The sequence below is a fragment of the Flavimaribacter sediminis genome, assembly GCF_019492055.1.
Lineage (GTDB): Bacteria > Pseudomonadota > Alphaproteobacteria > Rhizobiales > Rhizobiaceae > Flavimaribacter > Flavimaribacter sediminis.
The window spans coordinates 883,923-909,455 of record NZ_JAICBX010000002.1 but is presented as its reverse complement, the minus strand read 5'-3'; the positions used below and the strand labels follow the sequence as shown (position 1 = coordinate 909,455).

Below are 25,533 nucleotides of genomic sequence, written 5' to 3'. Positions count from 1 at the left end.
TTCAGGCTCCTGCGGGTTCTTGGTTCAGAATTGGACGGGATAGCCGCGGCGCAGCGATCATGAGCGCCAGCGCCATGGTCAGGAACAGAGCGATGCCGAGGGGCATGTAGTAAAGCGCGATTGTCGGGCGCACGGTCTCGGGATCATCTTCTGCGGGCTCCATCCTGTCGATTTGCCGGTAGACGTTGGACAAGCCTTCCACATCGGTTGCGCGGAAATACTGGCCGCCCGTCAGGTCGGCGATCTGTTGGAGGGTCGCCTCGTCGAGATCCTGCGCCGGGTTGACGATCTGATTGCCGAATTTGGTGCGCACCGCCATCGGACCGGCGCCGACGCCGATCGTGTAGATCTTTATTCCAAGATCTTTGGCGAGCTGCGCCGCCTGCATCGGCTTCATGACGCCGGCATTGCTGGCTCCGTCCGTCAGCAGCACCAGCACGCGGCTCTCGGCCGGCCTGTCCTTCAGACGCTTGGCGGCGACGGCGATCGCGTCGCCGATAGCGGTTTCCTGGCCGGTCAGGCCGACTTGTGCCTCATCGAGAAGCTGCGCGACGACGGTCCGGTCGAAAGTCAGCGGCGCCTGCAGATAGGCCCTGTTGCTGAAAAGGACGAGGCCGACGCGATCGCCCTTGCGCCGTTCGATGAAGTCGCGCGCTGCGTCCTTGACCACGTCCAGTCGCGTCGTCGGGCTGTTGTCGAGGCCGAAGTCCTTTCGGCCCATGCTGCCTGACAAGTCGATCGCCATCATGAGGTCGCGCCCGGAGACGGGCAGCGGCGTTTCCTTGCCGACATGGACGGGACGCGCGAGCGCGGTGATCAGCGCGAACCAGATCAGGGACGCGACAACCAGCCTCATCCAGTGCGATGAACCGCGGATTCCTCCCTTGCCGGCGGACTGGGCCAGCGCACGGTAGAACGGTAGCTTCAGGGCGCCTGATGGCGTGTCGGGCGCAGGCTTCGTCAGCCAGCGCACCAGGAAGGGCAGGGGCAACAGAAGAAAGGCCAGGGGCCAGAGAAATTCGATCATGTGTTCCTCCGTATCCAGCGCTCTGCGGCGTTGATGAGGGCTTCCGGGCGCGGAGCGTCCACCGGCGTCGCGGATGCGACATAGGGAGCTTCGGTGATGAAGCGGGCAATGTCGGCCGGCATGGCGCCAGGTTCGCGAATGAGGGTCTGCATCCAGGTTTCGCCGTGGGATGCGGCAAGCGCGCGGCGCGTATCCTGTTCGAGCACGATGCGCTTCAGTAGGATCTCGATCCGCTCGGCGAGCCGCACCGGTTCGCGACCGAGTTCGGCGTCGCCGCGCATCTGTCCAAGTTCATGCAGGGCGCGATATTGCAGCGTCCGCCTGCGCCAGGCGGCATAGCCGATTGCGGCAAGCGCGAGCGCGCAGGTAAAGGCGATCAGCACCCACCATCCTGTAGCCAGCGGCCACCAGGAGATCTCGGCCGGAAGCCGGATGTCTTTCAGCTTTTCCAGCTCCTTCACGATATCGGGAGACATTTGCGTCGATGTCGGATTCATGCCGCTTTCCTCCGGGAATTGGATCGGGCCCTGGCGTTGCGCCGATGGGGATGGAGCGCCTCGTCAGCCTCGTCGCCGGTGGCGAGATCGAGGAAGGCCATACCCCGGTTGGAGCACAGGACCTTCAGTCGCGTGCGCCGGCTTTCGAAGGAGTCGGCGTGTTTCTTCTGGCCGGACCGTCCGATAGCGGAAAGCGCGGTTACCGACTGACCGTCGGAGATCTTCTGACCGCCATTGATCGGCAGCGCGGCGTCGAGCGGGTCGTGGATCAGGATGTTGGTGACATGGGCGTGCAGCGAGATCCGTTTCAGGGACCGTTCGCAACGATCGTCGAAATCGGCGAAATCGCTGATGACGAAGACAAGCGTGCCCGGCCGGCTGGCTTTCCGCATGCGGTCGATGGTTAGGTATAGTGGAGTCTCCGGGACTTCTCCGGCGTCTCCGATGCGGCCGTTTTCACTGACGGCCTTGAGAAAGCGAAGCATGGCCGCCCGGTTGCGCGAGGCCGGGAACACCTGAACGCCGCCAGGGGCGTTGATGAAGCCGCCGACGCGGTCGCCGCCGTCGATGCCGGTCCAGGCAAGCCGGGCCGCTATGGCGGAGGCAAGTGACGACTTGAACTGCTTGCGTGTGCCGAAACGCATTGATGAACGCAGGTCGAGCAGGATCAACACGGGCCGTTCCCGTTCCTCGTGGAACAGCTTGGTATGCATTGAGCCGGTGCGCGCGGTTACCCGCCAGTCGATCGACCGAACGTCGTCGCCCGGCTGATAGGCCCGGGATTCGTCGAATTCCATGCCGCGGCCGCGAAAGACCGAGTGATTGGTCCCGAACTGGTGCGTTCTAACCTTTCCGCCGGGCGCAAAACCGGTGACGCGGCGGTCGGGTCGGCAACGCACGAGTTCGGGGAATGGAGCGTCGATGCCGCTCCGATCCTTTATGTCTGACTGGGTCATCGTTTCTGCCTCAATCGGAGAGTGCTGTAAGGGCCGGTCAGGCGACCGGAACGCGCCTGACGAGTTCGTCGATCACCTCGTCCTTGGTCACGCCGTCGGCCTCGGCCTCGAAGTTGAGGATAATGCGGTGACGCAGCACGTCGTGAACCACCGCCTGGACGTCGAGCGGCGTCGCAAAATCCGATCCGCGCATCCAGGCGTGCGCGCGGGCGCATCGGTCGAGCGCGATGGTGCCGCGGGGGCTAGCGCCAAAGTCGATCATGCCAGCGAGGTCGTCGCCATAGATCTCCGGATTGCGGGTCGCGAAAACGAACTGGAGGATATAATCCTCAAGCGCCCCGGCGACATGGATTTGCAACGCCTCGCGACGCCATTCGAAAATGGTTTGCGGTTGGACCATCGCCTTTGAGGGGCGGTCATTCGACAGCTCTTCGCCGCGCACGATCTTGAGGATCTTGCGTTCGGCCTCGATGTCCGAATAGCCAATGCGCACATGCATGAGGAAACGGTCGAGCTGGGCTTCGGGCAGCGGATAGGTGCCTTCCTGTTCGATCGGGTTCTGGGTGGCGAGCACCATGAACAGGTCGGGCAGCTTGTAGGTTTGCTGTCCAACCGAAATCTGGCGCTCCGCCATGGCTTCGAGCAGGGCCGACTGAACCTTGGCCGGGGCGCGGTTGATCTCGTCGGCCAGAATCAGATTGTGAAACAGTGGCCCGCGGACAAATTCGAAGGAGCCGCTATCAGGACGGTAGACATCCGTGCCCGTAAGGTCCGTGGGCAACAGGTCCGGGGTGAACTGGATGCGACGCTCGTCGCAATCGATGGCTCCGGCGAGCGTTGTCACGGCTTTGGTCTTGGCAAGCCCGGGCGCGCCTTCAAGAAGCACGTGGCCGTTGGCAATCAGTGCAATGAGCAGGCGGTCAACGAATTTCGGCTGACCGACGATGCGATCATTCATGTAGCTGCGAAGCTGATCGATGGCGGATGCCTGGTTGGCGCTTTCCGAAAGCGGAGAATGGACGTTCATCGGTTTCGACCTTTCTGGTGGTGGACCCGCGGTCTTGCGCCGGGTCGCCAATGGTTTCAAAAACAGCGGCGCCGGGCGCCGCTGGAGTAATCGACCAGGCGCCGGCTTCTTTTCCTTTCAAGCTTCAGCCGGCGCCTGCGTGTGAATTCGGGTCAGCTTCTGGCGCCGCCCTGAGACGGGATGGCGTCGATAGCGTAGGCTTCGACCACGATCGAATCCTCGATATCCTTGAGAGCCAGGTTCGCCTCGTAATAGTTGCCGTCCCGGATGAGGGCGGCGGCGTCTTTGGTTTTGGCGACGGATTGATCGATCGGCGCCATTGCGGCGGTTATGGTGACGTCAATGTCGGCGCTCTTCAGCACTTCGGCGGCCTGTTTCTGGTCGCCCTTTGCGAGATGCTCGTTGGCCTGCTGAAGGGGCGCCGCCGTGTTTTCCGAGGGAACGAAGTCTTCCGACACGCCCATGGCCATCTGAAACGGCACATAGGTTACGTTGTCGGCGTCGTTCCCCGGATTTCGAATGCCGAGGGTCGCAATCCGGGCATCCGCGGCGTCAAAGCCCCTGGAGGCGTTGGCTACGAGCGACGAGGCTCTATCAATGTCTCCATCGAAGATCGCCATTCGCGCTGACCGCACATCGCGGAGCGCGCCGAAAACTTCTTCCGAGGTCTTCATGAGTTCCGACGGTTTGGCGTTTTCAGCCGTCTGGGCCGAGTTTTCTGCTTTGACGGTTGCGGACCCTGTATCGGTCGCCCTCGCCGCACCGGCGAGGGGAGCGATGGCAACCATGCCTGACAAGGCGACGGCTGCGAATTTGGAACGGTGGATCATGACTGCAAAACCTTTCAATTGACTGTGTCGATCCGCTGGTGATCGGCAGCCTCAATATGAAAGTCGGTCTTTGCAGCAGCTTCGAGCGAACTTTAAATCTTTGACAAGTTGGCGAAACGGGAGGAAGCCCTGAGGCAGTATCCTTGTTTCTTGGTGGAATTAAAGATTTCGTCTTTCCTTGTTCCAAGCGCGGTGGCCACGCTTCTCGAGGTCTCCGATTGTACGAGAAGAGAATAGCGAGAGCGCTGTTTCCCTAGACCAGTGGGAACCGAATGACGATACGCAAGCCCGGATCGTTGTCCTCCAGGCTGATGGTCGCGTTGTGTCGGACGCATACCGCCTGAACAAGGGCGAGGCCGAGACCGTTTCCGGCTTCGCTGCGGCTCTTGTCGAGGCGAAAGAAGGGTTGCAGAACCTGTTCGCGGTGCTCGGGCGGGATGCCCATGCCTTTGTCCGTCACTTCAAGAACGTCGCCACCGGCGTCGTGACGCGTGGAGACGCCGATAGGGCTGTTTTCAGGGGCGTATTGATGGGCGTTCGTCAACAGGTTGACGAGCAGCTGTTTGAGCATCTGCGCATCTCCGGAAACGGTCACATCTTCCGAGAGATCGAGGGTGAGACGCTGTCCTTTGTCCTCCAGCGTTTCTTTGAAGACTTCGGCGACTTCACGCGCGACGCCGGAAAGATCGATCGCGGTGAACGCGGAGGCGTCACGAGTATTGTCAAGGCTGGAAATGCGCAGCACGGTGTCGAAAATAGCACCGAGCCGCTGCAATTCAGTCTCGATCTCCTCCAACAGGGCGGCCGCATTGTTCGGTGATGCGATTGCGTCCTGCACGGTGATGAAGACCCTGTTGAGAGGCGTGCGAAGATCATGGGCGATGGCCCGCACCGTGTTTTGTGAACTTGCAGTCAACGCCGACAGACGATCGAGCGACTGGTTGATGAGATGCGAGATACGGTCAATCTGGTCATTGCCGGCGATCGGCTGCACCCTCGCGCTGATCTCGCCGCGGCTGACCCGTTCCAGCGCGACGGCGATGCGCTGCAGCTTGACCATGGAGCGGTGGCTGTAAAGCCAGCCGATCAACAGGCTTCCGGCCAGCGAAAATACGCCCGCGAGCAATAGCCAAGCGCGCAAAACGTCGAGCGCCAGGTCCACGACATGAGTGTTGCGTCCAATTACGATCTGGTACCTGTCGATCATGAACCAGCGTGTATAAACCCGGTCTTCACCCACGGCCCGGATGATGCTGCGGTCTTCGCGAATGCCGACGAAATCCGGCGCAAGGTCGATATTGCCTGCGAGCCTGTTGTTGCTTTCGTCAAAGATCGCCGCATAGCGTTCGTCGCCGATCTCCGCGACCTCAAGCTGGGTGATCAGGTCGATGAGCCCGTCGGCGCCCTCATCCCGATAGATCTTGGTAAAGAGCAGTGTTTCCTCGGTCAGTTGCTGATTGAGTTCGGAAAGCATGGCGCCGCGAACGGCGACATAGGAGCTCCAGCCGGCTGCAAGCAGCGTCAGCGCGAACAGCAGCAGCGCGGCGAGCGCAGTCCTGAAGGCGGATCCGGAAAAGATGTCACCGAGGCGCATGGATCGAATACCCGATATTGCGGGTCGTATGCAGCAGCGGGACATTAAATGGCTTGTCGATCTTGGCTCTCAAACGGCTGATATGGGTTTCGACAATCGTCGTCCCGGGATCGAAGCTGAAGTCCCAGACCTGTTCGAGAAGCATCGTCTTCGTGACGACCCGCCCGGCGTTTCGCATCAGCACTTCCAGGATACCGAACTCCTTGGCCTGCAATTCGATGGTCTGTCCGCCGCGGCTGGCCGTTCGGGACAGGAGATCAAGCTCCAGGTCGTGAACCTGCAGGGTCGTTTGCTCGTTTCCACCATTCGGCCGGCGGATGATGGCGTTGATGCGGGCCATGAGTTCGGAAAAGTGGAAGGGTTTGACGAGATAGTCGTCGCTGCCGGCATTGAGACCGTCGACACGGTCCTCCACAGTGCCCAGCGCCGTCAGGAAGATCACCGGCAGCTGGCTTCCCGAGGCGCGCAGGGCGCGCAGGACGGCGAGCCCGTCCATACCCGGCAGCATGCGGTCGAGGATCACCAGATCGCAACTGTTGTAAAGGCAGTAGGTCAGCGCCTCGCGACCGTCAGACAGGCAGTCGACGCTGTGGCCTTCCGCGACCAGCCCCTTTCGCACGAATTCGGCGGTCTTCTCATCATCTTCGGCGACGAGAACCTTCATTGTCGATCGACGATCCCCTTCCATACCCGGCTTGCCGAACCCGGCGCCACGCGCCGGTTTGCAGTTCCGATAGATAACGGAATAACGGAATTCCCGGCGGGATCAAGTCGCCGGGCGTCAGGCGTGTCACTTGCTCGCCGTCGGGTTCTTGTGCCGTCATTTTGAAAAATGCACGGAGACGGCTCGTCTCAATCGTCCTGTAAAGTTCGGGTCATATCTTGTCCAGCGGGCGAGATCGAGGCGCCCGGCGGCCTGCTCGAACATGTCAAACCACTTCCTGCCGGCCCGGGTCGAGGGGTTGCGGCCAAGTCGATTTCCCCGCACCACATGTCCGTCGCCGAAATAGTGTATGACATGCGCGTCCTACAGGTTGGTCCGTCTGAAGAATTCGTCCGCCGGACAGTTCCACGCCTCATCGGCGAGATGCCGCCTGTGCCTGTTTATCAGCGCCACGACCGTCATCTCGTCCATCAACAGTATTTTGCGGTCTCTACCCTTTTCCATGTGCGCAGCCCAATCTGCGGGAAAGTCTTCGCCGGTCGGGCGCGCAATGCCGACCAGTCCAACATTGACATCGATCCGGTCGTCGAGCATTCGCTTCGCTGTTTGTTGGTGCAAATCGTCTCCGATCAGCTCGCGGATGTCTTCGAGATGGTTCATTCGGCTGTCGAAGCCCGGGCGCCCGGCAGCGCCATCAATTCCATAGGGCGGTGAAAAGAAGCGTGTAACAAGCAATCCTTCCTGCTCCAGGGGTTCCCACAGCATATCGATCGGTGATTGGAAGATCAGGTCGCTGTCACACCCCAGCTTGCCCAGATCCCTGCGAAGTCCGGCGTCACGCGTCTGTTCAGATTCGGCGGCGAACAGACAACGTGCCTGGGTCATTCGGGAACAGTTGCCGCTATGTACACGTAGATCAAACTGTGATTATTCTGCCGTTCACAAAGTATCGTTGAAAATACAATGACTTGCGATCGTATTTATTGAGTTTCTACAACGATTGAAAACGAAGGAATTGGTGGAGCCAAGGGGAGTCGAACCCCTGACCTCTTGCATGCCATGCAAGCGCTCTCCCAACTGAGCTATGGCCCCAATTTCGTCCGGAACGTCGCCGGTCCGGCTATCTAAGTCCGCCGGAGGCGGAGATCAAGTTCAAAATGCAGCGGCGGCTGAAATTACCACGCAGCCGCTGTATCAGGTTTCCTCGTCGTCGTCGGAAACGTTGATGATGTCGGAAACGTCGTCGTCTTCGTCCTCGTCGGTTTCCAGGAAGGCGTCGTCGTCATCATCGCCGAGATCGACATCGTCGTCCAGGTCGACATCGTCGTCGTCGTCATCGTCGCCGTCGCTGCTGGAACTCGAACTGGAATCGCCGGAGGCTTCGTCGTCCGCGTCTTCCAGCGTCACAATTTCGACTTCGCTGTCGTCGGATTCCACTTCTTCGGTTTCGACCTCGGCTTCCTTCTCCTCGATTTCGTCCGATGTCTGGTCGCCGCTGTCAAAGAACGTCACCGGATAGGATTTTCCGGTGTAGGGCGACACGATCGGATCGCGATTGAGATCGTAGAATTTGCGCCCCGTTTCCGGACAGATGCGCTTTGTTCCTCGTTCAGGTTTTGACACTGCGAAAGCCTCTTTTCGATTCCGTCGCCGGTAGGCGGACCGAAGGATTGTGCATGACCGAAATGCGATGGACCATAAGGAAGCACGAACGGAATTATTGTCAATATTCCATCGGGGCCCCGGTCTGTTTTTCAGTCCCCGTCTGCCGGTCGCCTTCCGAAATTTGCTTTTTCGGATGCAGCGGCGGACTGCCGATTACTCGAATGTGCGCGCTCCCATAACCATCTTGGCCGTCTCTGTCAAAGCCCTAATCGAAAAAACCGCTCGGTTTTTCCACCGGATGGATGACCCGTCGAAATCACTGTGTTAAGGAACGCGGCGTTTGAGGGCACCGCTTTTGGCGGCGCCGCATCCGGGACGAGAAACAACCTGGCGATGATGACCACAAAAGTTGAGGCCAAACCCGCGACCGCGCGCAGGTCCGGGCCGCTGAAAGGCACGATACGCATACCGGGCGACAAGTCGATCTCGCATCGGTCGCTGATGTTCGGCGGTCTTGCCGCGGGCGAAACCCGCATTACCGGTCTGCTCGAGGGCGATGATATTCTCGCCACGGGCCGCGCGATGCAGGCCATGGGCGCTGTCATGCGCAAGCATGACGACGTCTGGATCATTGACGGCGTCGGCAACGGATGCCTGCTCGAACCGGAAGCGCCGCTCGATTTCGGCAACGCCGGAACCGGCGTGCGCCTGACGATGGGCTTGGTCGGAACCTACGGATTCTCTGCGACCTTCACCGGCGACGCTTCCTTGAGATCCCGCCCCATGGGCCGCGTGCTCGATCCGCTCCGCTTGATGGGCGCGCAGGTGCAAGCCGAAGAAGGCGACCGCCTTCCTGTCACGATGCGCGGCCCGCGAATCGCGCGGCCGATCACCTATCGCGTGCCGATGGCCTCTGCGCAGGTCAAATCGGCAGTTCTGCTGGCCGGATTGAATGCGCCGGGCGTAACCACCGTCGTCGAGCCGGTGATGACGCGCGACCATACGGAAAAGATGCTGGCCGGTTTTGGGGCAGAGCTTCAGGTGGATACGGCGCCCGATGGCGTGCGCACCATCAGCCTTCACGGACAGGGCGCGTTGCGCGGTCAGGTGATCGACGTGCCGGGCGACCCGTCGTCGACGGCTTTCCCGCTAGTCTCGGCGCTGCTGGTTCCCGGCTCCGACGTTACGATAGAAAACGTGCTGATGAACCCGACGCGCACGGGTCTCCTGACCACGCTCCTGGAAATGGGCGCCGATATCGAGATCATCGATCCGCGTCAGGCGGGCGGCGAGGACGTCGCCGATCTGCGCGTCAAGGCGTCGGACCTGAGGGGCGTGCGTGTGCCGGCCGAACGCGCGCCGTCCATGATCGACGAGTATCCGGTGCTTGCAATCGCCGCCGCCTTCGCCGAGGGCCGCACGGTGATGGAGGGCGTCGAGGAACTGCGGGTCAAGGAATCCGACCGGCTCGCCGCTGTCGCCGCGGGACTGAAACTCAACGGCGTCGAATGCGAGGAAGGGCCGGACTGGTTGACGGTCGACGGCGTTCCGGGCGGCAAGGGATTGGGCGCGTCGGCCTCCGGCCCCGCGGTGGCCACGCATCTCGATCACCGGATCGCCATGGCCTTCACGGTAATGGGATTCGCCAGCGAACGGCCGGTCACCATTGACGACTCAACGATGATCGCCACCAGCTTCCCCGAATATATGGATCTGATGACTGGCCTTGGAGCCGTCATCGAATCCGTCGACAGGGCGGCATGAGGCGTGTCGTTCGTCGTCGCCATCGACGGTCCGGCCGCTTCCGGCAAGGGAACGCTCGCCCGTCGCATCGCCGCGCAATACGGCTTCCATCATCTCGACACCGGACTGACCTATCGCGCTGTCGCCCGCGCGATGCTGGACGCCGGGGCGTCGCTGGACGACGAGGAAGCGGCGGCCGAACTCGCAGAAAACCTCGATCTTTCCGGTTTGGACCGTGACGTGCTCTCGGCGCACGAAGTGGGCGAAGCCGCTTCTAGGGTCGCCGTCATGTCGAAAGTGCGCGCGGCGCTCAAAAGGGCGCAACAGCAATTTGCCCGCAAGAGTCCCGGCGCGGTTCTCGATGGCCGGGATATCGGCACCGTGATCTGTCCGGATGCGGACATCAAGTTCTACGTTACCGCCTCCGACGCCGTTCGGGCCAGGCGTCGTCACGCGGAAATGGCGGCGAAGGGCGCCGCCGCCGCCTATGACGCCGTGCTCGCCGATCTGCGCCGACGGGACGCTCGCGACTCAGAACGCGCGGATTCCCCGATGCGGCCGGCGCACGATGCCTACTTGCTAGATACGACCGAAATGGATATAGAAGCGGCGTTCGCGGCGGCTCAATGCCTGATTGAAAAAGCGATCGCCGCCAAAAACTGAGGATAACCGGTACTTTCAGACTGTCCATGCGCCGATTTTGGTCGATATGACCGGACGGTTCTGAAGGTCAATGCAACACCAGCCATCGGCGCCTGTCCGGACGAAGCACATTGTAGCCGTTGCGGACGTACCAGGAGTTTCTATGACATCCATACCCACCAAGGAGGACTTTGCGTCCCTCCTCGAGGAATCATTTGCCGAGCATGACCTGGCTGAAGGCTATGTCACCAAGGGCATCATCACTGCTATTGAAAAAGACGTCGCAGTTGTCGACGTCGGCCTGAAGGTCGAAGGTCGCGTTCCGCTGAAGGAATTCGGCGCCAAGTCGAAAGACGGTTCGCTGAAGCCCGGCGACGAAGTCGAAGTCTATGTCGAGCGTATCGAAAACGCGCTTGGCGAAGCCGTCCTGTCGCGCGAGAAGGCGCGTCGCGAGGAAAGCTGGGTTCGTCTCGAAGCCAAATTCGAGAAGAACGAGCGCGTCGAAGGCGTCATCTTCAACCAGGTCAAGGGCGGCTTTACCGTCGATCTCGACGGCGCCGTGGCGTTTCTGCCGCGTTCGCAGGTGGATATCCGCCCGATCCGCGACGTCACTCCGCTGATGCACAATCCGCAGCCGTTCGAAATCCTCAAGATGGACAAGCGCCGCGGCAACATCGTCGTATCGCGCCGCACCGTTCTTGAAGAGAGCCGCGCGGAACAGCGGTCCGAAATCGTCCAGAACCTCGAAGAAGGTCAGGTTGTCGAGGGTGTCGTCAAGAACATCACCGACTACGGCGCCTTCGTCGATCTCGGCGGCATCGACGGTCTGCTGCATGTCACCGACATGGCCTGGCGTCGCGTCAACCATCCGACGGAAATCCTGTCGATCGGCCAGACCGTGAAGGTCCAGATCGTTCGCATCAACCAGGAAACCCATCGCATCTCGCTCGGCATGAAGCAGCTCGAGACCGATCCGTGGGACGGCATCGGCGTCAAGTATCCGGAAGGCAAGAAGATCCAGGGAACGGTCACGAACATCACCGACTACGGCGCGTTCGTCGAACTGGAGCCGGGCATCGAAGGCCTTATCCATATCTCGGAAATGTCCTGGACCAAGAAGAACGTCCATCCCGGCAAAATCCTGTCGACGAGCCAGGAAGTCGAGGTTGTCGTCCTCGAGGTCGATCCGGCCAAGCGCCGCATCTCCCTCGGTCTCAAGCAGACCCTCGACAATCCCTGGGAAGTCTTTGCTCAGAACCATACCTCCGGCGCTGTCGTCGAAGGCGAGGTCAAGAACAAGACCGAGTTCGGCCTGTTCATCGGCCTCGAAGGCGATGTCGACGGCATGGTCCATCTGTCGGATCTCGACTGGAACCGTCCCGGCGAGCAGGTCATCGAGGAGTTCAACAAGGGCGACGTCGTCAAGGCTGTCGTGCTCGATGTGGACGTTGAGAAAGAGCGTATCTCTCTCGGCATCAAGCAACTCGGCAAGGACGCCATCGGTGAAGCAGCCGCTAGCGGCGGTCTGCGCAAGAACGCCGTCGTCTCCGCCGAGGTGACCGCTGTCAACGATGGCGGCATCGAGGTCAAGCTCGTCGATCATGAAGACCTTTCGAGCTTCATCCGCCGTTCGGATCTGTCGCGTGACCGCGACGAGCAGCGTCCGGAACGGTTCTCGGTCGGCCAGACAATCGATGCCCGCGTCACCAACTTCTCCAAGAAGGATCGCAGGATCACGCTGTCCATCAAGGCGCTGGAAATCGCCGAGGAGAAGGAAGCCGTCGCTCAGTTCGGTTCGTCCGACAGCGGCGCGTCGCTCGGCGACATTCTGGGCGCAGCCCTGAAGAAGCAGAACGACGACAGCTGATTTTACTGTCCGATCTGAAAATCGAGGCCCGCGGCGGAAACGCCGCGGGTCTTTTTTGTTTCTTTTTGAATTACGCGCTCTATCCTTTGGCGCATGAGCGTTCGCCCACCCAATCTCTCCAGTCTCAGTCGCGGCAAGACAGGCCTCGCAGTGCTCGACTACGAGGTCATGCAGGAGCGCGCCTCTGCTCTCGGTGAGGCGGGACGGATGCTGGAAAAGGCGCTTCTCGATCTGAAAACCCACGATGCGGAATCTGTCGCAGAGGACGACCCGGACCAGCGCAAGCGCGCCGGGCTGGTGCAGAAGGCGGCCGACGCCGCCTGGGCGCTGTTCATCCAGCACGAGCTTTCAGGGCTCTCTTCGCAGCGCATCCTCGTCAAGCGTTACCGTATTCCAGGCGAGGTTCTGGCCCGCGTAGGGATCAGAACGAAATCGTAGCCAATCAACCCGTTGAAATCAGCTGTGGGCGAAGATATCGGTTTCGTCCCAGCCCATCAGGTCGAGTTTGGCTCTCGTCGGAAGGAACTTGAAACAGGCTTCTGCCGTCGCGCTGCGGCCGTCGCGATCGAGACGGTCCTGAAGCCTGTCGCGCAAGGCGTGCAGGTGCAACACGTCCGAAGCCGCGTATTCGAGCTGCGCCTTGGTCAGCGTCTCCGCCGCCCAGTCCGAAGACTGCTGCTGCTTGGAGATGTCGATTTCCAGCAATTCGCGCAGATTGTCCTTCAGGCCGTGCCGGTCGGTATAGGTGCGGGTCAGGCGCGATGCGATCTTGGTGCAGAATACCGGCGCGCAGGTGACGCCGAACGTGTGATAGAGCACGGCGATGTCGAAGCGTCCGAAATGAAAGATCTTTGTTTTCTTGCGATCCTTGAGCAGCCCGACCAGATTAGGCGCCTTCTTCTGTCCCCTGGCGATCTGGATCACGTCGGCGCTGCCGTCGCCGGGTGAGAGCTGCACCACACACAGCCGGTCGCGGTGTGGTTTGAGGCCGAGCGTCTCGGTGTCGATCGCTATGTCGCCCGTGTAGCGTTCCGCGTCCTTTTCGGCGATATCGCCCTTGTGCAGCCGGATGGTCATGTCATTTCCCGAGGTCAAATTCATTCTGCGAGTCGCGTCGCAGACATTGCATATTGTCTTGCCGTCAGCCTGTCCAGCCAGCGCGGACGTCGAGTGGCGGCCAGCATCTATCGTTCCTACTTTGTTCTTGTTTTGCGTGCAGAGCGCGTGTAGTGTCAAGAAATATTCGCTTGTAAATTGCATTTATTGATATCGGAGTATGCCTATGGTCGCGCGCGTCAGCACCGTTTCCTTTCAGGGTATCAGCGCCGATCCGGTCGACGTTCAGGTCATGGTTTCTCCTGGCAAGATCAACATGCACATCGTCGGTCTGCCGGACAAGGCGGTGGCCGAAAGCCGCGAGCGTGTGCAGGCGGCGCTCCATGCGTCGGGCATGGCGCTTCCGGCGAAGAAAATCACCGTCAATCTGGCGCCGGCGGATCTCCCGAAGGAAGGCAGCCACTTCGATCTGCCGATTGCCCTTGGCCTGATGGCGGTTCTTGGCGTCATTCCGCCGGACATGCTTTCCGATTACGTGATCCTCGGAGAATTGTCTCTCGACGGAACGCTGGCGCCGGTCGCAGGCGTTTTGCCTGCGGCGATCGGGGCAAACACGCTGGGCAAGGGGCTGATCTGTCCCGAAGCCTGCGGTCCGGAAGCCGCATGGGCGAGCGCCGATCTCGACATCCTTGCTCCGCGCAGCCTTATCGCGATGGCCAATCACTTCAAGGGCGTACAGGTTCTGTCGAGGCCGGAGCCGGCGATGCGCCAGGCATCGGACAACCTTCCCGATCTCGCCGACATCAAGGGGCAGGAATCCGCGCGGCGCACATTGGAGGTCGCCGCCGCCGGTGGGCATAACCTTTTAATGTCCGGCCCACCCGGCTCAGGCAAATCCATGCTTGCAGCCCGTCTGCCATCCATCCTGCCGCCGCTTTCTCCGGCCGAATTGCTGGAGGTCTCGATGGTGCACTCGATCGCCGGGCAATTGCCGGGCGGCCGGTTGTCGGACAGACGGCCATTCCGCGCGCCGCATCACTCCGCTTCAATGGCCGCAATGGTCGGTGGCGGCTTCCGCGCGAAACCCGGCGAAGTGTCGCTCGCCCATCACGGCGTTCTGTTTCTTGACGAGTTTCCGGAATTCACGCCCCAGGTGCTGGATTCCCTGCGGCAACCGCTGGAAAGCGGAGAATGCATCATTGCGCGCGCCAACCATCACGTCAGCTATCCGGCGCAAATTCAGCTTGTCGCAGCCATGAATCCGTGCCGCTGCGGCATGGCGGGCGAACCAGGCCATGTCTGCGCCCGGGGCCCGCGTTGCCGGACGGATTACCAGGCGCGCATTTCCGGCCCGCTGATGGACAGGATCGATCTGCGCATCGACGTGCCGGCGGTCACCGCGGCGGATCTGATCAAGCCCGGCGTCAGCGAGCCAAGCGCCGTCGTCGCCGCCCGGGTCGCGTCGGCGCGCGCGCGGCAGAAGCAGCGGTTCCTTGAACTTGGCCATCCCGGCGTCACCGCCAACGCGCAATGCCCGACGGCGCTGATAGAGACGGTCGCGCAACCGGATACCGGCGGCGCGGCGCTGTTGCAGAATGCGGCCGAGAAGCTGAAATTCTCCGCGCGCGCCTATCACCGCATCCTCAAGGTCGCCCGCACGCTCGCCGATCTGGAGGGAGTCGACACGGTCGGCCGCATCCACATCGCCGAGGCGATCTCCTACCGGCTGTCGGGTGAGGCGGCTATGGCGGCGTGAGATTGTGATGAAGCGTGTGAAGTGGGATCTCATGGAATCGGAGGCGCGTCGCCGTGTGGCCTGAGCTTCCTATAGAGTTCAATGTGACCGGAACCCCAGTGAGCTCTCAAAGCAATAACGGCGCGGCGAAGCTGGAGTGGAAGAACACCGTCTTGTCAGCCGCGCAGGCAGTGATTGGGGAGGGAAGCTGGTCATTTGGCGAAACGCGCTTGGCGGTGACCATGTACTATTTTCCAGACTCACCCATGACTGGCGATGTCGATAATATCGTGAAATTGACTTTGGATGCATTGCAACCGAACGTATATGTGGATGACTCGCTCGTTGATCGGGTTCTGGTTCAGCGTTTCGATCCCGTTGGCGGCTATACGTTCCGGTCTCCCGGCAAGGTGCTTGCCGCTGCGATAGAGGCAGACGATTCGATGCTTTATGTTAAACTGTTCGAGGCGCCGTTGGAGGATATCTCGTCGTGACCGAACGCCAGCATACAAATCATGCGGTCCTGGACAGCCATGAACCCTCATGGGTGGCTCAGGGTTACAGGGTCATACGCGAACCGTCAGGCTCATATCTGCCCAAGTTTCTCGAGCTGTTCAAACCCGACGCCATACTGCTGGGCCGCACACCCAAGATCGTCGTCGAGGTTGTTCGAAAGGGGCAACCAAACGTCGAGCGCAAGATCCGTTTATTGAACGAAACCCTTTCCAATCATCAGGATTGGCGCCTGGAAGTTCTTTATGCGGGCAGTGAACCGGAACAGCTTCCTGCGGTGACGACCGTCCGGCTGAAAGAACAGCTTGCTGAAATCCGCAAATTGTTACCTTTGGAACAACGTGGAAGTCTGTTGCTTCTTTGGGCGACGCTCGAAGCGCTGACTCGTCGCCTGCAACCGGATCAAACACAACATCCATTAACGCCGGGCAGTGTTGTCGAATTGCTGGCTGGAGAGGGGTTTGTTACACCCAGTGAAGCCCGTCAACTGCGTGAAGCCGTTAAATGGCGGAATCGCTTGGCGCACGGGGACCTTGAGATAACGCCTGTCGGGGAAAGTCTTTCCGATCTGGTTACGATTGTCGAGCGGTTGGTCAGCGATCTTGAACGAGAGGAACCGGCCCAGCTAAATCACTGAAACTCCGGTTGGGTGTCGTAACCGGTACTGGCTAAGCTGCTGATTTCAAAAAAAACGAAACGGAGTCCCTTTTTGTCCGTAAATATCGGTGGATTCATTTTCGCGATTATCCTTTTGGTGGTGATATATTCGTTATTGTCGGCTGCTTACCGCTTCTACTTTCGCACTACACTAAGACGACGAATCGCTTTCATCGACGCCTATGAATGGCCGACAGGTCTTGTCGAGAAGCTGTCGATCCGACATCCCGATCTCACATCCAACGACACAGACCTGATTTCAAAAGGCCTGAAGCAGTTTTTCCGCGCCTATCTCAGAGGCGGTCGGCAATATGTCGCGATGCCGTCGCAGGCGGCGGATGACCTATGGCATGAATTTATACTCTACACTCGATCCTATCAGGAGTTCTGCAACAAAGCCTTTGGTCGGTTTCTCCATCACACACCGGCGGTTGTCCTCGCGCCAGAGCAAAAACGAAACAACGAGGGTCTGCGCCGGGTCTGGTGGCAATGCTGCAAGGAAACCAATATTGATCCAGTAAACCCTGCAATGCTTCCGTTGCTCTTTGCTCTCGACCAAAGGCTGAATGTTGCAAACGGCTTCATATACCATCCGGATTGCAAGCAATTGCGGAAGAGAGGCGCAGCGGGAGTTCAGTGTGGCGGCGATTTCGCCAGTTCGGGCTATGACGGAGACACCGACGGTTTCGGCGAGTCCGGTGTCGATGGCGCAGACAGCGGCGGCGGCGATGGAGGATGCGGTGGCGGCTGCGGCGGGGGAGATTAGTCCCGCCAGCCAAAATGGCCAGCGGGACAAGTAATCTACCGGTTGTCCGGCTGGGACCGGACGCGGGCAAGCCCGAGTTCGGTGATCCGGTAAGGCCCGCCGCCTTTGGAGGCGATGGTGCGCCTCCGCTTCAGTTTCCTGAAAAGCGAAAGCGAACAGCCGGAAAACATCCAGCCCTCGCGGGTCACGCATCGGGCCTCGACAATATGGCCGCGGTCATCCTTTTCCACTGCGATGCGGCCGCCCTGGGCGAGCAGGTGTAGCACCCGCTGCTCCTGTCTGGAGATATCCATTGAAATGTCCGAAATTTTTGCGCGTTGCAATTCGCCTGCCGCGGGCCATTCGCCTGCGGCAGCGTTCGCAAACCTGCCCGGTCATTCCACTGACCGGGCTTTACCGGGACTCTTCGCGTCCGCGCATAAAAACTCCGTAACTTGACGAACGCCATTTACGCCAACGCGGTTGAATGCGCAAGAAGGCTGCTGTTTACTTCCTCGGAACCGGTCGTATCAGAGGAGACAGCCATGCAACTCGAGGGATCCTGTTACTGCGGCGCCGTGCATTTCCGGGTCAAGGCCTATGCGCCTGTGCCGTACATGCGCTGCTATTGCTCGATCTGCCGCAAGACGGCCGGCGGCGGCGGATACGCAATCAATCTCGGCGCAAAAGCCGATACGCTTGAGGTGGAGGGCGAGGAAAACATCACCATGTTCCACGCCGTGGTTGACGGTGCGGCGAGCAGCGGCGAGCGGCGCTTCTGCTCGAAATGCGGTTCGGCGCTCTGGGTGTTCGATCCGTCCTGGCCGGATCTCGTCCATCCGTTCGCCAGCGCCATCGACACGCCGCTTCCGCAACCGCCGGAAAGCGAACATATCCTTCTCGATTCCAAGGCCAACTGGGTTTGCGTCGAGGCCGGACCAAACGACGGGCAAAGAGAGGGTTATCCACCGGAATCGCTGGAAGACTGGCACAAACGGCAGGGGCTTTTGAGCAAAGACTGACGCTATTCAGCTCCGCCCCGTAGAACCGAATCCGCCGGCGCCGCGTTCGGTCGCGCCGGCAAGAGACCGCTCCTCAACCGAGACCTGTGTCACCGGCGCAATGATCATCTGGGCGATGCGCATGCCGCGCTCAATCACGAAAACTTCGGACCCCAGATTGACGAGCAATACCTTCACTTCGCCGCGATAGTCGCTGTCGATGGTGCCGGGCGTGTTGAGGCAGGTGACGCCATGTTTCAGCGCAAGGCCGGAGCGCGGCCGCACCTGGCCCTCGTAGCTGGCGGGGATCTCAAAGACAAAGCCGGTCGGCGCCAAGGCCCGCGCGCCGGGCGCGATCGTCATCGGCTCGCCTTCGGGCACAGCGGCGCGCAGGTCCATGCCGGCCGCGCCCGCGGTCTCGTAGGCAGGCAGGGCGAGGCCCTCGCCATGCGGCAGGCGCACCATTCCAAGCGTGACGTTGGAAGTCATCGGTCAAATCCCTATCTTCAGTCCGGTCGCCGACCCTTGTCTTGCCTGCCACGCGCGAGGTCAATTGCAAGTGGCGGCGCTGAGCGCTAGAAGACGCGCAATTCAACAGGATTCTTTGAACTACATGCCAGAAAGTCTCGAACAGGCGGTGGCCCGCCGCCGAACCTTTGCGATCATTTCCCACCCGGATGCGGGCAAGACGACGCTCACCGAGAAGCTTCTGCTCTTCGGCGGCGCGATCCAGCTCGCCGGCGAGGTAAAGGCCAAGAAGGACCGCATGCATTCGCGCTCCGACTGGATGAAGATCGAGCGCGAGCGCGGCATTTCCGTCGTCACCTCCGTGATGACTTTCGAATATGGCGACCACGTCTACAATCTTCTCGACACGCCCGGTCACGAAGATTTTGCCGACGACACCTACCGCACCCTGACCGCGGTCGATGCGGCGATCATGGTCGTCGACGCCGCCAAGGGCATCGAGCCGCGCACGCTGAAGCTGTTCGAAGTCTGCCGGCTGCGCGATATCCCGATCGTCACCTTCGTCAACAAGATGGACCGCGAGGCGCGCGACCCCTTCGAGATCCTTGACGAAATCGAGGACAAGCTGGCGCTCGACACGGCGCCCGTCACCTGGCCGATCGGTCAGGGGCGAACATTTTCAGGCACCTATCATCTGGCCGACAACGCCGTGCGTCGTCTGGATTCCGAAGACACAAGAACCCCGGTCAACGGGCCGGAGTCAGACAGCGCGGCCGGCCTTTTGCCGGAAAACGATCGCGAAGCTTTCGTCGAGGAGGTCAATCTTGCGCGCGAAGCCTGCAAACCCTTCGACATCGAAGCCTTTCTGGAAGGTCATCTGACGCCGGTCTTCTTCGGTTCGGCGCTGCGCAATTACGGGGTGCGGGACCTGATCAACGCGCTCGGCGCCTACGCGCCGCCGCCCCGCGCCCAGCAAGCCGATACGCGGCTGGTCAAGGCCACCGACAGCGACATGACCGCCTTCGTCTTCAAGATCCAGGCGAACATGGACCCCAACCACCGCGACCGCATCGCTTTCGTGCGCGTGTGTTCGGGCAAGCTCAAGCGCGGCATGAAGGCGCGCCTGTCGCGCACCGGCAAGGCGCTCGGTCTGTCGGCGCCGCAGTTCTTCTTCGCGCATCAGCGACAACTGGCCGACGACGCCTATGCCGGCGACGTGGTCGGCATTCCCAATCACGGCACCTTGCGCATCGGCGATACGCTGACGGAGGGCGAGAACATCGTTTTCCAGGGCGTGCCGAACTTTGCGCCGGAAATCCTGCGCCGCGTGCGTCTGGAAGACGCAATGAAGGCGAAGAAGCTGAAGGAAGCCCTGCAGCAGATGGCGGAGGAAGGCGTCGTGCAGCTGTTTTCGCCGGAAGACGGTTCGCCCGCCATCGTCGGCGTCATCGGCGCGTTGCAGCTTGACGTGCTGAAGGAACGGCTGAAGAGCGAATACGGCCTGCCGGTCTCGTTCGAGGCTGCGCGGTTCAATGTCTGCCGCTGGATTTCGGCCGATCGTCGCGCCGATCTGGAGAAGTTCATCGACGCCAAACGCGGCGATATCGCACGCGATCTCGACGGCGACCCGGTGTTTCTTGCTTCCGACGGTTTCTCGCTGAATTATGAAGGCGAGCGCTGGCCCGACATAAAATTCGTGCATGTGAAGGAGTATCACGCCGTCAAGGCGGCCTAATTCGCAACGCCAGGTAGGAGGGCGATCATGCAGCAGTTTCAGGTCCGCAAGGATGATTTGTCGAAGCACCGTCTTGTAGAGGAAACAGCCAGGCCGCTTACAGACGGCGAAATCCGCGTCCGCGTCGCGCGTTTCGCGCTGACGGCCAACAATGTCACCTACGGCGTCGTCGGCGAAAAGATCGGATACTGGAAGTTCTTCGAGGCGGCGGACAACGCCGATGGCGGCTGGGGCGTTATCCCGGTCTGGGGCTTTGCGGAGATTGTCGAGTCCAATACGCCGGACGTTTCAGTCGGCGACAGGATTTATGGTTATTTCCCGATGGCCGACGAACTCGTCATGCGGCCAACGCGCGTGTCGGACAGCCGCATGATCGACGGCGTCGCGCATCGCGCCGATTTGCCGCCTGTCTACAATTCCTATGCCCGCATTCCGGCCGCAGCCAGCCGCGATCTGGACAATGAGCGCATGCTGCTGCATCCGCTCTACGCGACCTCATTCTGCCTGCATGATTTTCTGGTCGATAATGGCTGGTTCGGCGCCGAGCGGCTCATCATCGTCAGCGCCTCGGGAAAGACCGCGATCGGGCTTGCCTATGCCGTCAAGGAAGATGAAAGCGGCTTGCCGACGCTTGGTCTGACGTCGCCGCGCAACCGTGCGTTCGTTGAGAGCCTTGGTCTCTACGACACAGTGCTCGACTATGACCAGATCGCCTCGGTTCCGGATGCGCCTTCTGTGATCGTCGACATGTCCGGATCGGGTCCGGTGCTCTCGGCGCTGCACCGGCGTCTGGGCGACAATATGCGCTTCTGCTCCAATGTCGGCCTGTCCCATTGGGACGACAACCAGATGGGGCCGGATTTCATCCGAGAACGCAGTTCCATGTTCTTTGCGCCTGGTCACATCAAGAAGCGCGCCGGCGAATTGGGGCCGGGTGAATTCGAGAGCCGGGCGAACGCTTTCTGGGAACGCTCGGCTCTTCGAAGCCGCGACTGGCTGAAGCTGAAGATGATCAAAAGCCTGCCCGACGCCGTTCCGGTCTTCGAGGAACTGCGCGCAGGACTTGTCACGCCGGAAACGGGTATCGTCGTCGCGCTTTGATCGCCCGCGCCGTTGAGGCGCGGTCGAGGGCGCGTCACTTTACTTGATGAACGAGCCTGCCTGCAATTCGCGCACGGCCTGGATCAGTTCGTCGCGCGTGTTCATGACAATCGGGCCATGCCAGGCGACCGGCTCGCGGATCGGCTTGCCCGAGACGAGCAGAAAGCGGACGCCTTCCTCTCCGGCCTGAACCGTCACCTCGTCGCCGGTGTCGAACAGCACCAGCGTGCGGTTGCCGGTCTGGTCGCGCAGGAATATTTCCTCGCCGTCGATTTCTTTCTCGGTCAAAACGCCGAACGGCTTAGAGGCCGAAGCAAATGTGCCGGAGCCTGCAAAAATATAGGCGAAGGCGGAGGCGTATGTGTCCACCGGCAACGTCTTGCGCTTGTTGGGCGGAATCGACACGTCGAGATAGACCGGGTCGGCGGCGATGCCGTCGACAGGTCCCGACTTGCCCCAGAACGATCCGCAGACGACGCGCACGACCGTGCCGTCATCGTCGATCACCTCGGGAATTTCGGTTGCGCCGATATCCTGGTAGCGCGGCGCTGTCATCTTCAGCGAGGAGGGCAGGTTGGCCCAGAGCTGAAAGCCGTGCATCTGGCCTTTCGCGTCGCCCTTCGGCATTTCCTGGTGCATGATCCCGCTGCCGGCGGTCATCCATTGCACGTCGCCGGCGCCGAGCGAACCCGTATTGCCGAGGCTGTCGCCATGGTCGACGGTGCCTGCCAGCACATAGGTGATCGTCTCGATCCCGCGATGCGGGTGCCAGGGAAATCCCGCCATGTACTTGTCGGGACTGTCATTGCGGAAATCGTCGAACAGCAGAAACGGGTCCGCCATGTGCGGATCCTTGAAGCCGAAGGCGCGGTACAGTTCAACACCTGCGCCTTCCATCGTCTTCTGGGCTGAAAGGGTCTGTTTGACCGGACGGATGGACATGAGCGTGTCTCCTTTGTTGCGGCCAATATAACAACGATGCGGCTTTCTTGTGCGGGGCGGACAAAGAACTGACTGTTCACTCAGGGTAAACGGTCAGCCGTGATCGTTTTACCGCGACGCATCGACAGCCGTAGCGATCTTTTGGGCGAGCCGCCGGGCGACGGCCTGCTTGTCCATGTCTTCCCAGTCCTCGACGCCGTCATGGCTGACAATGCGCACCCGGTTGCGGTCGCCGCCCATGATGCCGGTTTCGGGCGATACGTCATTGGCGACGATCCAGTCGGCGCCCTTGCGCTCGAGTTTTCCGCGGGCGTTGTCCTCAAGGTTCTGCGTTTCGGCAGCAAAGCCGACGACCAGCTTCGGCCGCTTGTCGTGATGACCGACCGTCTTCAGAATATCCGGGTTTTCAGTCAGCAGAAGAGGGGGCGGGCTTTCTCCTGGCGCCTTCTTGATCTTCTGGTCGGACTGTCCGTCGACCCGCCAGTCGGCGACGGCTGCGACCATCACCGCGATATCGGCGGGCAGGCTCTTTGTGACAGCATCAAGCATGTCGCGGGCGCTCTCCACATGCGTTGTTTCAACGCCAACCGGATCCGGAATGGCGACAGGGCCGGACACCAGGTTCACCGCGGCGCCGAGTTCGGCCAATGCTGCGGCGATGGCATGGCCCTGTTTGCCGGACGAGCGATTGGCGATGTAGCGCACCGGATCGATGGGCTCGTGCGTCGGCCCGGACGTGACGATGGCCGTTTTCCCGGCAAGCGGCTTCGGCCGGTCGTCGAGAAGCCTCTCGCAGGCCGCGGCGATCTCCAGCGGCTCCGCCATGCGGCCGGTTCCGGCCTCGCCGCTTTCCGCCATCTCGCCGCGCATCGGTCCGATGAAGGCGACGCCGTCCTGCTTTAGAACATCGACGTTGCGCCTGACCGCCGGGTTCGACCACATGGCCGGGTTCATCGCCGGCGCCGCAAGAACGGGCGCGCGCGCCGCGAGCGTTATCGCTGAGGCCAGATCGTCGGCAAGGCCAAGCGCCATCTTGCCGAGAAAGTCGGCCGTCGCCGGCGCAATCAGGATCATGTCGCATTCGCGCGCCAGTCGGATATGGCCGACATCATGTTCGTCCTCGCGCGAAAAAAGATCGGTGAACACCTTGTCGGCGGCGAGCGCGCCGACGGCGAGGCTCGTCACGAATTCCTGCGCCGCCTTCGTCATGACCGGTCGCACCGCTGCGCCGCGTTCCCGCAATCGCCTGATCAGGTCCAGAGATTTATAGACGGCGACGCCGCCTGTCATGACCAGCAATATGCGTTTGCCGGCAAGCGCGCCGCTGGCCGTGGACGCCGGGGTCACGGACGCTTCGGTCTGAGGCGTAGCCATGTCCGCCTCGCCGGATGCGCGGATGAGATGGCGCACCTCTTCTTCCATGGATCGGCCGTTGCGGGCTGCGCGTTCGCGCAGATCCTGCTTGGTCGCCTCGTCGAGATTGCGAATGGTGATGCTGGCCATACCGTATATTCCTTCGGATCGCCGTTTAGTATGATATCATTGATATCATTTTACATCTGAAATGCAATAATGATTGCCATCAATGCAATCACCCAAAGCGCGATCCGCCCGGACCGCGTATGCCGCGCTTCGGCTTTACCGATGGCCTGCGCGGTTTCCTCGTCGAAACGCAGGCCGTTTCTTCCCATCCGGTCTATTTCCTCGGAAAGGCGCCTTGCCCTTTCGGCAAGTTCCGGCGCCTGTTCGGCAAGACGAAGCGCGGCGCTCAAGCCGTCGCGCAGATCCGTCGCCACGCGCGCCGGTCCGAGATTGTGACGGATCCAGTCTCCGACCACGGGCTCGGAGGCCTTCCACATGTTGAATTGCGGATTGAGCATGCGCGACACGCCTTCAACGACCACCATCGTCTTCTGCAACATGATCAGCTCGGGCCGTGTTTGCATGTCGAACAATTCCGTGACCTCGAAAAGCAGCGTTAGCAGCTTGGCCATGGAGATCGTATCGGCCGACTGGCCGTGGATCGGTTCGCCGATGGCGCGGATCGCCTGCGCGAAACTCGCCATGTCGTGGTGAGCTGGAACATAGCCCGCCTCGAAATGCACTTCTGCGACGCGGCGATAGTCGCGCTTGATGAAGCCGTAGAGGATCTCCGCCAGAAAGCGTCGTTCCTTTTTGCCCAGTCTGCCGACGATGCCCATATCGACAGCGACGATGTCGCCTTTCGCGTCGACGAACAGGTTGCCCTGGTGCATGTCGGCGTGAAAGAAGCCGTCGCGCAGCGTGTGCCGGAGAAACGACTGGATCAGCGTCTCCGACAGCCGCACCGTGTCATGGCCGGCAGCGCGGAGCTTGTCGAGCTCGTAGATCTTGATCCCGTCGACCCATTCCATGGTCACGCAATCGCGGCCCGTCCGTTCCCAGTCGACTTTCGGCACGCGAAAGCCGGGATCGTCGACCGTGTTGTCGGCGATCTCCGAAAGCGCCGCCGCTTCCAGCCGCAGATCCATTTCGATCTTTGTGGTCTGGTCGAGCGTGCGCGCAATCTCCACAGGTCTGAGGCGGCGCGCGGAGGGAACCAGTTTCTCGGCGAGCTGCGCGACCAGATAGAAGGTCTCCAGGTCATTGCGGAACCGCTGCCGCACGCCCGGCCGCACCACCTTGACCGCGACTTTCCGCACGCCGTTTTCGTCCGCAATTTCCGCCGGGTGCACCTGCGCGATGGAGGCCGCGGCGATGGGTTCGCCGAAGCTCAAATAAAGATCTTCGATAGATCTGCCGATCGACGCCTCGATCCTCGCCTTCGCCGCTTCCTGGGGGAAAGTGCCCATGCGATCCTGCAGCAGCGACAGATCCGCCGCCAGCGCATCGCCGACCACATCCGGACGGGTCGCAAGAAACTGGCAGAGTTTGACATAGGACGGTCCGAGGCGATCCACGGCTTGGCCCAGACGCTGCGCCCGGTCTCGCGATTTCGAGGCGGGTCGCGCGAGCGCCGCCGCGATGCGATAACCGAGGCGCGCCGGGCCGTGCAGGCCTTCCGAAGGCAGGGCGGCGACCACGCCCTCGCGGGCCATCACCCAGCCGGCCCGCAGGAGCCGCGTATAGGCAAGGAAATTGTTCAACGG

General features: G+C 61.1%; 26 protein-coding genes and 1 tRNA gene. 11 read left to right on the top strand and 16 right to left on the bottom strand.

All coding sequences use genetic code 11. The annotated features are described in order from the left end of the window. Window position 1: 1 nt before the first annotated feature. The 10 genes from K1W69_RS12525 to K1W69_RS12480 all read right to left on the bottom strand — a co-directional run bounded on the left by K1W69_RS12525 (window position 2) and on the right by K1W69_RS12480 (window position 8,218). The gene (locus tag K1W69_RS12525; protein WP_220228681.1) at window positions 2–1,027 is read right to left on the bottom strand and encodes a vWA domain-containing protein; all 1,026 of its coding nucleotides are present in this window, start codon (window positions 1,025–1,027) and stop codon (window positions 2–4) included. Continuing rightward, entirely contained in the window at window positions 1,024–1,524 is a 501-nt protein-coding gene (locus K1W69_RS12520; RefSeq protein ID WP_220228680.1) for a DUF4381 domain-containing protein, read from the bottom strand. Before K1W69_RS12520 ends, K1W69_RS12525 begins: the two co-directional genes overlap by 4 nt. Further along, window positions 1,521–2,480 carry a DUF58 domain-containing protein gene (locus K1W69_RS12515; RefSeq protein ID WP_220228679.1) on the bottom strand — a complete coding sequence of 320 codons (960 nt, stop codon included), beginning with the start codon at window positions 2,478–2,480 and terminating at the stop codon, window positions 1,521–1,523. The genes K1W69_RS12520 and K1W69_RS12515 overlap by 4 nt, the downstream gene beginning before the upstream one ends. Before the next feature lie 37 nt (window positions 2,481–2,517). Then, window positions 2,518–3,507, bottom strand: coding sequence for an AAA family ATPase (locus K1W69_RS12510; protein ID WP_220228678.1), 990 nt, complete (start codon window positions 3,505–3,507; stop codon window positions 2,518–2,520). A 152-nt stretch (window positions 3,508–3,659) separates the two neighbouring features. After that, window positions 3,660–4,337 carry a YfdX family protein gene (locus K1W69_RS12505; RefSeq protein WP_220228677.1) on the bottom strand — a complete coding sequence of 226 codons (678 nt, stop codon included), beginning with the start codon at window positions 4,335–4,337 and terminating at the stop codon, window positions 3,660–3,662. 253 nt (window positions 4,338–4,590) lie between these two features. Continuing rightward, window positions 4,591–5,931, bottom strand: coding sequence for a sensor histidine kinase (locus K1W69_RS12500; RefSeq protein ID WP_220228676.1), 1,341 nt, complete (start codon window positions 5,929–5,931; stop codon window positions 4,591–4,593). Next, window positions 5,918–6,595, bottom strand: a complete 678-nt coding sequence (locus tag K1W69_RS12495) for a response regulator transcription factor (protein ID WP_220228675.1) — start codon at window positions 6,593–6,595, stop codon at window positions 5,918–5,920. Before K1W69_RS12495 ends, K1W69_RS12500 begins: the two co-directional genes overlap by 14 nt. 363 nt (window positions 6,596–6,958) lie before the next feature. Next, complete coding sequence (locus K1W69_RS12490) at window positions 6,959–7,480, bottom strand: hypothetical protein (RefSeq protein WP_220228674.1); 522 nt, start codon at window positions 7,478–7,480, stop codon at window positions 6,959–6,961. A 131-nt stretch (window positions 7,481–7,611) separates the two neighbouring features. Next, window positions 7,612–7,687, bottom strand: a tRNA-Ala gene (locus K1W69_RS12485). A 102-nt stretch (window positions 7,688–7,789) separates the two neighbouring features. Further along, the gene (locus K1W69_RS12480) at window positions 7,790–8,218 is read right to left on the bottom strand and encodes a TIGR02300 family protein (RefSeq protein WP_220228673.1); all 429 of its coding nucleotides are present in this window, start codon (window positions 8,216–8,218) and stop codon (window positions 7,790–7,792) included. A 378-nt stretch (window positions 8,219–8,596) separates the two neighbouring features. Between K1W69_RS12480 and aroA the strand changes: the two genes are divergently transcribed. The 4 genes from aroA to K1W69_RS12460 all read left to right on the top strand — a co-directional run bounded on the left by aroA (window position 8,597) and on the right by K1W69_RS12460 (window position 12,890). Then, complete coding sequence (aroA, locus tag K1W69_RS12475; protein ID WP_220229321.1) at window positions 8,597–9,964, top strand: 3-phosphoshikimate 1-carboxyvinyltransferase; 1,368 nt, start codon at window positions 8,597–8,599, stop codon at window positions 9,962–9,964. A 3-nt stretch (window positions 9,965–9,967) separates the two neighbouring features. Then, window positions 9,968–10,606 carry a (d)CMP kinase gene (gene cmk, locus K1W69_RS12470; RefSeq protein ID WP_220228672.1) on the top strand — a complete coding sequence of 213 codons (639 nt, stop codon included), beginning with the start codon at window positions 9,968–9,970 and terminating at the stop codon, window positions 10,604–10,606. Between the two features lie 142 nt (window positions 10,607–10,748). Further along, window positions 10,749–12,452: a 30S ribosomal protein S1 gene (gene rpsA / locus K1W69_RS12465; RefSeq protein WP_220228671.1), complete on the top strand. Its 1,704-nt coding sequence runs from the start codon at window positions 10,749–10,751 to the stop codon at window positions 12,450–12,452. Between the two features lie 93 nt (window positions 12,453–12,545). Continuing rightward, window positions 12,546–12,890 (top strand): DUF6665 family protein, encoded by a 345-nt coding sequence (locus tag K1W69_RS12460; RefSeq protein WP_220228670.1) that lies wholly within the window; start codon window positions 12,546–12,548, stop codon window positions 12,888–12,890. Window positions 12,891–12,908: 18 nt separating this feature from the next. Here K1W69_RS12460 and K1W69_RS12455 read toward each other — a convergent pair whose 3' ends face one another. After that, a complete protein-coding gene (locus tag K1W69_RS12455) occupies window positions 12,909–13,529 on the bottom strand; it encodes a ribonuclease D (protein WP_220228669.1) in 621 nt (206 codons plus the stop codon). Window positions 13,530–13,734: 205 nt separating this feature from the next. Here K1W69_RS12455 and K1W69_RS12450 point away from each other — a divergent pair, with 205 nt between their 5' ends. The 4 genes from K1W69_RS12450 to K1W69_RS12435 all read left to right on the top strand — a co-directional run bounded on the left by K1W69_RS12450 (window position 13,735) and on the right by K1W69_RS12435 (window position 17,179). Beyond that, window positions 13,735–15,264, top strand: coding sequence for a YifB family Mg chelatase-like AAA ATPase (locus K1W69_RS12450; RefSeq protein WP_220228668.1), 1,530 nt, complete (start codon window positions 13,735–13,737; stop codon window positions 15,262–15,264). 53 nt (window positions 15,265–15,317) lie between these two features. Next, complete coding sequence (locus K1W69_RS27050) at window positions 15,318–15,737, top strand: RusA family crossover junction endodeoxyribonuclease (protein ID WP_220228667.1); 420 nt, start codon at window positions 15,318–15,320, stop codon at window positions 15,735–15,737. Further along, on the top strand, window positions 15,734–16,393 hold the full coding sequence (locus K1W69_RS12440) for a hypothetical protein (RefSeq protein WP_220228666.1): 660 nt from the start codon (window positions 15,734–15,736) through the stop codon (window positions 16,391–16,393). The genes K1W69_RS27050 and K1W69_RS12440 overlap by 4 nt, the downstream gene beginning before the upstream one ends. A gap of 72 nt (window positions 16,394–16,465) precedes the next feature. Further along, a complete protein-coding gene (locus K1W69_RS12435; protein ID WP_220228665.1) occupies window positions 16,466–17,179 on the top strand; it encodes a glycine-rich domain-containing protein in 714 nt (237 codons plus the stop codon). Between the two features lie 35 nt (window positions 17,180–17,214). Here K1W69_RS12435 and K1W69_RS12430 read toward each other — a convergent pair whose 3' ends face one another. Further along, window positions 17,215–17,472, bottom strand: a complete 258-nt coding sequence (locus K1W69_RS12430) for a YjhX family toxin (protein WP_220228664.1) — start codon at window positions 17,470–17,472, stop codon at window positions 17,215–17,217. A 231-nt stretch (window positions 17,473–17,703) separates the two neighbouring features. Here K1W69_RS12430 and K1W69_RS12425 point away from each other — a divergent pair, with 231 nt between their 5' ends. Further along, window positions 17,704–18,180, top strand: a complete 477-nt coding sequence (locus K1W69_RS12425; RefSeq protein WP_220228663.1) for a GFA family protein — start codon at window positions 17,704–17,706, stop codon at window positions 18,178–18,180. 6 nt (window positions 18,181–18,186) lie between these two features. On the opposite strand, the gene dut is transcribed toward K1W69_RS12425, so the two are convergent. Then, a complete protein-coding gene (gene dut, locus K1W69_RS12420) occupies window positions 18,187–18,648 on the bottom strand; it encodes a dUTP diphosphatase (RefSeq protein WP_220228662.1) in 462 nt (153 codons plus the stop codon). 124 nt (window positions 18,649–18,772) lie between these two features. Between dut and K1W69_RS12415 the strand changes: the two genes are divergently transcribed. Both K1W69_RS12415 and K1W69_RS12410 read left to right on the top strand, forming a co-directional pair. Then, window positions 18,773–20,362 carry a peptide chain release factor 3 gene (locus K1W69_RS12415; protein WP_220228661.1) on the top strand — a complete coding sequence of 530 codons (1,590 nt, stop codon included), beginning with the start codon at window positions 18,773–18,775 and terminating at the stop codon, window positions 20,360–20,362. Between the two features lie 27 nt (window positions 20,363–20,389). After that, the gene (locus K1W69_RS12410) at window positions 20,390–21,463 is read left to right on the top strand and encodes a DUF2855 family protein (RefSeq protein WP_220228660.1); all 1,074 of its coding nucleotides are present in this window, start codon (window positions 20,390–20,392) and stop codon (window positions 21,461–21,463) included. Window positions 21,464–21,502: 39 nt separating this feature from the next. Here the strand turns inward: K1W69_RS12410 and K1W69_RS12405 are convergent, their stop codons facing one another. From K1W69_RS12405 to ubiB, 3 genes are all read right to left on the bottom strand, one after another. Further along, window positions 21,503–22,405, bottom strand: coding sequence for a pirin family protein (locus K1W69_RS12405; protein WP_220228659.1), 903 nt, complete (start codon window positions 22,403–22,405; stop codon window positions 21,503–21,505). Window positions 22,406–22,513: 108 nt separating this feature from the next. After that, complete coding sequence (gene coaBC, locus K1W69_RS12400) at window positions 22,514–23,908, bottom strand: bifunctional phosphopantothenoylcysteine decarboxylase/phosphopantothenate--cysteine ligase CoaBC (protein ID WP_220228658.1); 1,395 nt, start codon at window positions 23,906–23,908, stop codon at window positions 22,514–22,516. A 50-nt stretch (window positions 23,909–23,958) separates the two neighbouring features. Then, complete coding sequence (gene ubiB, locus K1W69_RS12395; protein ID WP_220228657.1) at window positions 23,959–25,530, bottom strand: 2-polyprenylphenol 6-hydroxylase; 1,572 nt, start codon at window positions 25,528–25,530, stop codon at window positions 23,959–23,961. Window positions 25,531–25,533: the final 3 nt, after the last annotated feature.